Annotated in this window: 9 protein-coding genes; 3 read left to right on the top strand and 6 right to left on the bottom strand. The window is 54.5% G+C overall.

The window, feature by feature from the left end; translation table 11 throughout:
* The first annotated feature begins 416 nt into the window (after nucleotides 1-416).
* The 3 genes from R3X27_RS25100 (at nucleotide 417) to R3X27_RS25090 (ending at nucleotide 3,781) form a co-directional block, all read left to right on the top strand.
* On the top strand, nucleotides 417-1,067 hold the full coding sequence (locus R3X27_RS25100) for a hypothetical protein (RefSeq protein ID WP_317711654.1): 651 nt from the start codon (nucleotides 417-419) through the stop codon (nucleotides 1,065-1,067).
* Nucleotides 1,068-1,579: 512 nt separating this feature from the next.
* Nucleotides 1,580-2,536 (top strand): HNH endonuclease, encoded by a 957-nt coding sequence (locus tag R3X27_RS25095; protein WP_317711653.1) that lies wholly within the window; start codon nucleotides 1,580-1,582, stop codon nucleotides 2,534-2,536.
* A 504-nt stretch (nucleotides 2,537-3,040) separates the two neighbouring features.
* The gene (locus R3X27_RS25090) at nucleotides 3,041-3,781 is read left to right on the top strand and encodes a hypothetical protein (protein WP_317711652.1); all 741 of its coding nucleotides are present in this window, start codon (nucleotides 3,041-3,043) and stop codon (nucleotides 3,779-3,781) included.
* 571 nt (nucleotides 3,782-4,352) lie between these two features.
* On the opposite strand, the gene R3X27_RS25085 is transcribed toward R3X27_RS25090, so the two are convergent.
* The 6 genes from R3X27_RS25085 to R3X27_RS25060 form a co-directional block, all read right to left on the bottom strand.
* Complete coding sequence (locus R3X27_RS25085; RefSeq protein WP_317711651.1) at nucleotides 4,353-5,174, bottom strand: AAA family ATPase; 822 nt, start codon at nucleotides 5,172-5,174, stop codon at nucleotides 4,353-4,355.
* 52 nt (nucleotides 5,175-5,226) lie between these two features.
* Nucleotides 5,227-5,610, bottom strand: a complete 384-nt coding sequence (locus tag R3X27_RS25080) for a hypothetical protein (RefSeq protein WP_317711650.1) — start codon at nucleotides 5,608-5,610, stop codon at nucleotides 5,227-5,229.
* Nucleotides 5,607-5,828, bottom strand: coding sequence for a DUF3955 domain-containing protein (locus R3X27_RS25075; protein WP_317711649.1), 222 nt, complete (start codon nucleotides 5,826-5,828; stop codon nucleotides 5,607-5,609). The genes R3X27_RS25080 and R3X27_RS25075 overlap by 4 nt, the downstream gene beginning before the upstream one ends.
* A gap of 76 nt (nucleotides 5,829-5,904) precedes the next feature.
* Entirely contained in the window at nucleotides 5,905-6,426 is a 522-nt protein-coding gene (locus R3X27_RS25070) for a hypothetical protein (RefSeq protein WP_317711648.1), read from the bottom strand.
* The gene (locus R3X27_RS25065) at nucleotides 6,426-7,289 is read right to left on the bottom strand and encodes a hypothetical protein (protein WP_317711647.1); all 864 of its coding nucleotides are present in this window, start codon (nucleotides 7,287-7,289) and stop codon (nucleotides 6,426-6,428) included. Before R3X27_RS25065 ends, R3X27_RS25070 begins: the two co-directional genes overlap by 1 nt.
* Nucleotides 7,270-7,785, bottom strand: a complete 516-nt coding sequence (locus R3X27_RS25060) for a DUF805 domain-containing protein (protein WP_317711646.1) — start codon at nucleotides 7,783-7,785, stop codon at nucleotides 7,270-7,272. The genes R3X27_RS25065 and R3X27_RS25060 overlap by 20 nt, the downstream gene beginning before the upstream one ends.
* Nucleotides 7,786-7,945 lie beyond the last annotated feature (160 nt).

Below are 7,945 nucleotides of genomic sequence, written 5' to 3'. Positions count from 1 at the left end.
CACCACGGATGCTCCATACTCGTGTTCAATCGAGCGCTGACAAGCGACATCGGCTATCCTCGAAACTGCTGCAAGGTCCGCGCTGTCAACCTTGCCCTAACAAGGGGCGAAAGACAGCTCTGCATCGAACCGGGCCTTCGCGCCTTCTGCGGCGGATGGCTGGAGCGAGCCCTTCTGACCGATGCTGCAGCCCACTCGTAGGTCCGTTATGCAGAATGCAGTGGAAGAACGTCGTAGTAGCTCAAATATTGTTTGTAGCGGTGATGGTGTTGCGAGTTGGGGAGCGTCGCTCTTGGCGCTTGCCAAGAGTACAGCTTAGCTCCATGCGCGTGCCACTTGCCAGTCATGCTTCTCGACTACTGTAGACAACACAGCTAGCCTGCAGTGATGATTGCACGGCGCCGGAGTATAAAAAAATGGAAAGCTTCTTAAAGAGCTATTCGGTCGCATGGGACGTTGTAAGAGCAGCATTCTTACATCCAAGGCAGTTCTACAAAGTAGTTGTCACCGAGATAAACTTAATCTCCCTGTTAGTGTTTTACTTTCAGTTTCAGGCCGCCATTATCTGGATTTCGACAAGACTGTTTGAGGCGGATGATAGCACGAATGCCGAAAGTTTCTTCGAGAAAAGTCTAATCGTCACGGTTCATGGAGTTATTCTGTCAACACTAGTAATATCGTTGATCATCTATGCATTGCTAAGAATTATGAGCGTTCCCGTTTCACTCGGGCAGATCGCAAAATACATCGCTGTGACATTTTTGATGGGTCAAATGATCGTAGGGGGGGTGCAGTTATTCCTCGAGTATTATGTATACGTCCAATCCGGTGGGTATGCGTGGATGGAGGATTGGCGCGAACCGGAACCTGTCTACGCAACCGTGACAAATTTCATTATCAATTCAATCCTTGCACCAAGCGTTTTTATCGTTTCTGGAGTTCTGCTGGCTCTATCATCTAACCAAATCCTGAAGGCCAGCTTCGCATTTATTGTTGGAGTTTTGTTTCACATCCTAATTTTGACACCATTTGCGTCGCACTTCTGGCTGCAGTTCCTGCAAGGATAACTGTAGACATCGTATATGGACCAAGTTTCATATTGAAGCATGTTAGCAAACGTGGACGCCCTGCGCCCAGACCGAGACCCGATATTGGCGCAATCGATGCCGCCAAACCCGACATTAGCGCAACCGCGGCGAAAGCTCACTTCGTCCCGCAGTCCCGACGCTGCTCTACCGCGCGACGAACGTCGGCTCAGTCCTGAACCTGTCGTACCTGTCTATCGCGGCGAAAGCTCACTCAGAGCCCATGTTAACCGATGCTGTAGTGCAGAGGCCTCGCGTCACAGCTACGCCGCCAAAGGGCTGGCGAGGTTGGAACTTGACCTCCTCCAAAAGAGACCTGGGGAGTGTCAGTGACCCGCGTCAGCGAGCAACTGTAGTACGCTTCAAGTGGCTGGAAAGTTTGAGACTCGGGCAGTATACTTTCCCAATCAGGCTTGTGTAGCAGCGAAGTCAAAACTGTTAGCTGGTAGCCGGGGACCGACGGTTTCAGCAAAGTCGAGAATTGGAGTATTCAAATGACAGTTTTCTTCCAGCATGTTGGCGAAGCCGGAGGTCAGCGGGATTTCCCGAAGACTATTGGCACACCCAAAACTGGGTTGATAAAATTTTCATTTGACGAAATTGGGCCATATCTTAGTAACTTGTCGGTTTCTGAACTGCCTGAATTGCAGAACGAACTGGAGAAAGCTTCTCCTGATGGATTCCAGATATGGGGGATTCCAAGTGGAGCAAAGTATGTCCTCAGGAGTCTTAAAAATGGCGATCACTTACTGCTTCTGGAAGCGGCTGGACAAGGTGGCTCATTTGCCTACGGTGGTCGAATTATTGCGTTCCCAACATCTGAGTGTTTCCAACTTTCAGAACATCTCTGGGGAGAAGCCAAATTCCCCTTGATCGTTTTCATGAATGGCGGGCTAACCAACTACCCCTGGCCTCAGTTTTGTGAGTTGGTTGGCTACAAGCCAAACTGGAACCCTGCCGGGCAAACTTATCGCATTACTGAAGAAAGATTGGCTCAATCTGGTTGTGTTGACGATGAGCAAATAGTGGAAACTGTCGTCGGCAGACGTTTTCCAATTGCTGATACACATTCTGCTGATCTTGACGCCTTCGAAGATCCCAACGAAGAATTTTTCTCTGCCCTGGAGGGGCGGGAACTACTTCGACAGCACATTCGACGCGAACGCTCTATAAAGCTTGTTAGGGAGTTTAAGAAACGGCTTTCAAACTTTTCTTGCTCAATATGTGGGTTCGACTTCGAAGCGGTGTATGGCGATGTTGGGCGGCGGTTTATTGAAGCACATCACACAAAACCTATCTCTCAGATGGACAAAGTAGAGGAAGTCAATGTCAACGACTTGGTTGCGGTTTGTTCCAACTGCCACCACATGCTGCACAGAACCATCCCCGCTATCGAACCTTTGGATTTGAAGGGGCGCTTGGCAGTGGCACTTGAGAAGCGCAGTGTTTAAACGCTTCGGAAGGAACCTACGGCCGGCCTCAACTTGAAGCCCGCTAGGCCTTTCTGTAAAACTTGAACTCCAGCCAGCCGCGCGGTTCACCGCAATTCGTGGCTACCCAATCCGAGTTCTACTCCTTCGAGGCAAAGGCGAATGTGTCATCTGGCCCCGCCAGAACTTTTCGGTCATCAACGTTCACGATGACGATGCGCGAAACAGCCATGGGAAAGGTCTGAAAGGGCCGCTCAGTCATAGGCGCTGGCATTAACAATGCAGTGTCGGCTTTGTCCGCGTTACGGACCTTGCTGCGTCGCGCGGCGAAGGTCCGTGACGAGCCCTCTTTGCTGGATGCTGCGAGGTGCACCAACCTCCGCTTACTTCGGATTGGCCAAAATGTGCCAACACCAACGCGAGCTACGCGGAGGGTTTCTGGCGTAGTGTAATTGCGTCGTGCGACGCCTATTCACCTGTGTTATGGCGGCGCCACCTATTTTGATAACGAGCTAGGAGTGAGACATGCCGATTAACCCACCAGACTCCAATCCTAAGCGCGAGCTTGCGCGGAAATTGGCAGATGTGGTGCTTGCGGGCGTTCCAATCATTGGTGGACCTTTAGCGGCAATTTACAGTGTGACTCACCCAGCCAAAGGCGAGCAAAACGTTGAGGCGTGGCAGGGGCAGATAACATCGCTAGTGAACGAGCTCGAAGAGGTTGTAGCGTACATCTCAGGAACGATTGTTCTGTCTGAAGATGCCGCATATTTGGGAAAATGGATCAGCGAGAATTCCACCACAGCTTTCTCAGAAATATTTGGCTACGATCAGATCGTTTCACAATTTTTCGACGCGTCACCAAACGAGATACTTGAAGCAGTTGGTGAGCTTGAGATTGAAGGTATGGTTGTCGTCCAAAAGTGTCTCGGAAAACCTTTCAGCCACCTGCGCGCAAATCACAAGCTGTTTGAGGTTTTTGACCCCATCGTCTTTGGAGGCGTAAGTCCACGGCAAGACGCCACACTAATTGCAGAAAAGCTCCTTAATTCCGAAAGCGGCGTATCAGCTTCAGACATTTGCGAAGACCAAGGCTGGACACCTCGACGTTTCAATCCTGCTGTCGATATTGTGGGGGAGTTCATAGCCGATGGACGAAAATCTCGACCAATGGGGCAAGAGTATTCCATCCGTGCGTTGTTTGTTGACGCGAGGGAGCGAGCGCAATTGCGACGATTTGTGAATACGGTGAACGGAAACAACTAGACGCCCGCTCGACTGCGGGTTTCTAATGCAAGACGTTACCGGCCTCTCTTCGAAGTGATAAGGAGGCCGGTTTCTTTTCTGCATTTGTGCTTCGGCATCAGTCTTTGGGCGCAGAGATAATAGTCAGACACCCTCAGACGGTGAAAGAAGAGCTGAAACAATCTGGTTTTTCGCCCGGATTGGCCGAAACTCATACTCTTTTTGTCCTGCCGTCCGAAAGCGGTCATTGGCGCAGGCGGGGCGAAAGGCAGCTTCGTCCCGCTGACCTGACCATGACGCGGCTCACGACGAGGGTCCGGTTTTATTCCGCGCGGTAGGATTCCAGACGAAATCAGCAAGGGACACTGCCACCGCAGCGAAGGTCCGGAAGGTCGGAAAAGCGGCTGACATCGACGTCGCTCGTCTGCGTCGAGGTGCGCAGCGCACCGAGAGGTCCGTTGACTGCGCACAGTTGCCGCTCAAGGTGATTGAGCGCCTCAAACGTGCAGCATCAGGCTCTATCCTGAAGCGGCCATTCGTAGCTGAAGCATCGGTCTGCCGCACCGAGCCCAATGGAGAGGGTTGCTGTTTTTCAGTCGAACGGCCGGTGTGTGCCATTGCCGGAACTGTCTTCCCGAGATGCCTCCATCTCCTGAAGGGCATCGGTGATGAACTCTGCCGGTGTCTCGGTGAAGGCCCTGTAGAGTCTGAAATGCTGGGTTTCCTCCAATGTCGTTTCGGCAATTCCGTGCCGGGTGATTTCGAGCAATCGGGCGTTCGGCAGGGCCATTAGAATCGGTGAGTGGGTGGCGACAATGACCTGGGCGATGGCGGTCTTCTGGATGCGGTCGAGAATTGCCAGAAGCTCCAGTTGGCGTTTGGGAGAAAGCGCACTTTCAGGTTCGTCCATGAAAAAGATGCCCTGCCGGGACATGCGCTCTTCAAAGAACCGCACGAAACCCTCGCCGTGGCTCCAGGACAGGAAATCCGGGGGCATGCCACCCCCGTCCTGGGCTGCAACATCGAGGTAGCGCGCAACAGAGAAGAAGGTTTCGGCCTTGAAGAACCAGCCATCTGTCACCTTGGGCAGCCAACTTCCCCTGAGCGCGTCGGCAAGCTGAGCGCCGCTCTTGTCGAGGGCGCGCGAATGGTCCACAGGACGATATCCTTTGCCACCGCCGGCCTCGTCATAGCCACTCAACGCCGCGATGGCTTCCACCAGAGTGGATTTTCCTGTCCCATTCTCGCCGACAAGGATTGTCACCGGAGTCGAAAACTCAAGTTCGAACCCTCCTTGGCGCAGCCATGGCAAGTCGAACGGATAGCCTGATTTCTCGACCATCACGTCTTCGCGAACCACCAGTCGCTGCAAGAAGGGTGCTGGGAGTTTGGTGGGGGCTCTCCGACGGCTCATTTGAGGTCCTTGGCTAATGCACCCGGGGCGCGATGCCCTCGGCAGGCTGGTTTCACCGGCGCGGGACGGAAAAGAGGCTATAGCTGTTGGTTTGTGTGACCAAACTGGCCGAAGTCTCGGATACCAGAGTCGCTGCATCGGGACTGCCCGTCGAGCAAGTGACGAGGTCGGCGGCGTCGTCGAGGAAGTCGACGGTGAACGCAGATTCTCCCGTCAGCTTGCAGTCGTCACCGGCGGAGCGATAACCCCTTACGAACACCAGTTCGGGATCGGGTTCGCTAATCCCGCCGACGGGCGCCGGCTCACCGCAACCGGCCAACGCGGCCACACAGGACAGGACACAGGCAGCGCCAGCGAACCTGCGTAAGTTCGGACCGGCAGTCGACCTTGCAAAGCGGTTTGACGGTGTTGTGCGGTGACAGGAAAGACGCTTCATTTTGGGGTCCTCAATCGTTTGATGATCGCGATGCCGATAGATCCAGCGAGTGCGACGACTCCGGCCAGAACGAAGAACCAGCCGAGAGCCAGCAGAGGGAAGGGCTCTCGCAGGACACCGTCTTCATCGACATATGCTCCACCCAGAGCAACATAGCCCGCCCACAGCAGCAAACCGATACCGAGCAGCCCCAAGCCGAGAAGAGTGAGGCGTTTCATGAACTTGGGCTCATTCCGAGTCTGGTGCAAGTGGCCCGGAAACTGCCCCCAAGTCTTGTGGAAACTCTCATCGGGGCTATTCCCATTCCGCGACTGTTGATCGCCATGTCTTCTCTTCCATGTCCCAGGTGCTGGCGGTCACACACGGGGTCGGGTTGATGCCACCGCATTGTGACCCGTGGACATCTGCGAGCAGGACCCTGTTTGGTCCAAGCTCGGAGACATCCCAGCCTTGGTTCAGAAGGGAGTGGAGATCGTCCCCGACAAGAAAATGGGACATGCATCCGCCCGTTCCGCAGTAAAGCGATGCGGCCGTCGAGCAGGCGAAACCGTTCTCGTTCAAGACCCAGTCCCGGTACAGATCTCCATCCAGGTCGACCCGCTCGACAGCGCCCCACTCAAGATGGAACGTACCATTGTCAAACGCGGCGCAGGCCTTTGTGGCGGCCTCGACCTTCTCCTGCAATTGGGGAGGAAGATCCGACACATCGGCAGAAAAGGCCGGTGTTACCCAGACCGAACAGGACACGGCCAGTGTCGCCGTCAACGTGACGGCGTTGAAGGTTGGGCCATGCAGGTCGAAGAGACGCAGGAACATCAATTGCACTTGTCGTACCGGTAGTCGCCATATTCCAGCCAGTCCTGGTCGCCATCCCGGAACACAAGGAACTCAGAGCGATCCTCACCAAGAAGCGCAACGACAAACTCTTTCGGTGCTTCCGCGTTCCCGAAATAGCTATAGGCTGTCATGGCCCTGATCGTCTCGCTATTGACGGTGACTTTGGCGTCCCACTGGCCATCAGGGCTGTCGAGGATCACGTATTCGATCTGACGCTTCACGCCGCCGCCGCCGCAGTAGACAACTCCTTCCGGAGCCTCGGAGGTCGCAGTTTCCGGTGTACTGCCGTTGCATGCAGAGCTGAGCAACTTGATCGCGGCACCCGACCCTTTCAGATCGAAGATCCCGTATGAAACGTCCTGATCGATCATTGACAGGTTGACCGACGCGTTTGCCGCGAGTTGGTCCAGAATGAAGATATAGTCTTCATTGCTCTTGAACAGGATCTCCACGGGGTAGTTGTCAACGATCTGCACGTTCGCATTCACTTGGCCAACCTGGAAGGATCCGACTTCGGTTGTCCCGTTCTTCATGAAGCGAATAGACAGGCCCTGCTTGCCAACGATGTCCTCGCTGTCTTCGTATCCAGCAGGTGCAAAGCGAATTCGGTCACATTGCAGTTCCAGCGTCGAGTCGTTGGTCTGAAGAAAGGCATTGGGCGAGGGACTGCCCACGAATGCCCATTCTGCATGGACCGGCGATGCAAAAGTGCAGGCCAGCGCACCTACGGCAATTGCTCGATTTCTCATTCGACATCCCTCTCTGTCATTGCGGCGCCAATCCAGCACTGGAGGATGGCTGGCAGGCGCGGAGTTACTTGGTTCACGCCACCGGTGGGCCATATTCGTTGGTCTCTTCCTGCGATGGTCGGGACAGCCACCATATCATCATGACGGACAGGACCAGTTGCAGCACCCACATCACGATCATCCCGGTAACGCCCAGGAACGCTGCCGGACCACGAAGCGTTTCCGGGTCATCAACGCCGCCTTCCAGAACCGAGAACACCGCGACGCCGCTCAGCAGCATGACCATTGTGGCCACGCCCAGGGCCATGGGGAGAAGCAGATACCAACCGGGACGGCCGGTGTCGTGCAGTCGGCGCCAGCCAGCGGCAAGCATTGGCAAGAGGACGGCGAGTTGGAAGAGGGAGTTCAGCACATTTGTGCTCTCTCCGGTCTCTGGATTGGCGCCAAAGATCGCTGCATCCAGAAACGCCAACACGATGTTTGTGAGAATGACGAAGAGGACAAACCACCAATACTCGGAACGTGCGGCTCGTCCAGAGAACACGACGTATTTCGAAAGGCAGACCTTTATTGCTTGAATAAATCCCATGAACCGGACCCTCCCCTGTCCTCAGCTGTAATGGCTCCTGATCGAAACGAGATATGAACATCCCGGACAGGTCAACTCAAGAACTTGGAGATCCGCAACGTAGAGACAGATCTGAACGCGGGCTGTTTCCCTTCAGGATGCTGGTTGGGTGAAGAGGCTC

Source organism: Tropicimonas sp. TH_r6 (assembly GCF_033101155.1).
In the GTDB taxonomy this organism is placed as follows: Bacteria; Pseudomonadota; Alphaproteobacteria; order Rhodobacterales; family Rhodobacteraceae; genus Tropicimonas.
Note: the sequence above shows the minus strand (reverse complement) of the source record. Positions and strands in the feature narration are given on the sequence as shown.

What these genes read in the sequence shown, in the direction of transcription:
- R3X27_RS25100 (WP_317711654.1), top strand. Translation starts at nt 417, where the DNA reads ATGGAAAGCTTCTTAAAGAGCTATTCGGTCGCATGGGACGTTGTAAGA.
- R3X27_RS25095 (WP_317711653.1), top strand. Translation starts at nt 1,580, where the DNA reads ATGACAGTTTTCTTCCAGCATGTTGGCGAAGCCGGAGGTCAGCGGGAT.
- R3X27_RS25090 (WP_317711652.1), top strand. Translation starts at nt 3,041, where the DNA reads ATGCCGATTAACCCACCAGACTCCAATCCTAAGCGCGAGCTTGCGCGG.
- R3X27_RS25085 (WP_317711651.1), bottom strand. Translation starts at nt 5,174, where the DNA reads ATGAGCCGTCGGAGAGCCCCCACCAAACTCCCAGCACCCTTCTTGCAG.
- R3X27_RS25080 (WP_317711650.1), bottom strand. Translation starts at nt 5,610, where the DNA reads ATGAAGCGTCTTTCCTGTCACCGCACAACACCGTCAAACCGCTTTGCA.
- R3X27_RS25075 (WP_317711649.1), bottom strand. Translation starts at nt 5,828, where the DNA reads ATGAAACGCCTCACTCTTCTCGGCTTGGGGCTGCTCGGTATCGGTTTG.
- R3X27_RS25070 (WP_317711648.1), bottom strand. Translation starts at nt 6,426, where the DNA reads ATGTTCCTGCGTCTCTTCGACCTGCATGGCCCAACCTTCAACGCCGTC.
- R3X27_RS25065 (WP_317711647.1), bottom strand. Translation starts at nt 7,289, where the DNA reads ATGGCCCACCGGTGGCGTGAACCAAGTAACTCCGCGCCTGCCAGCCAT.
- R3X27_RS25060 (WP_317711646.1), bottom strand. Translation starts at nt 7,785, where the DNA reads ATGGGATTTATTCAAGCAATAAAGGTCTGCCTTTCGAAATACGTCGTG.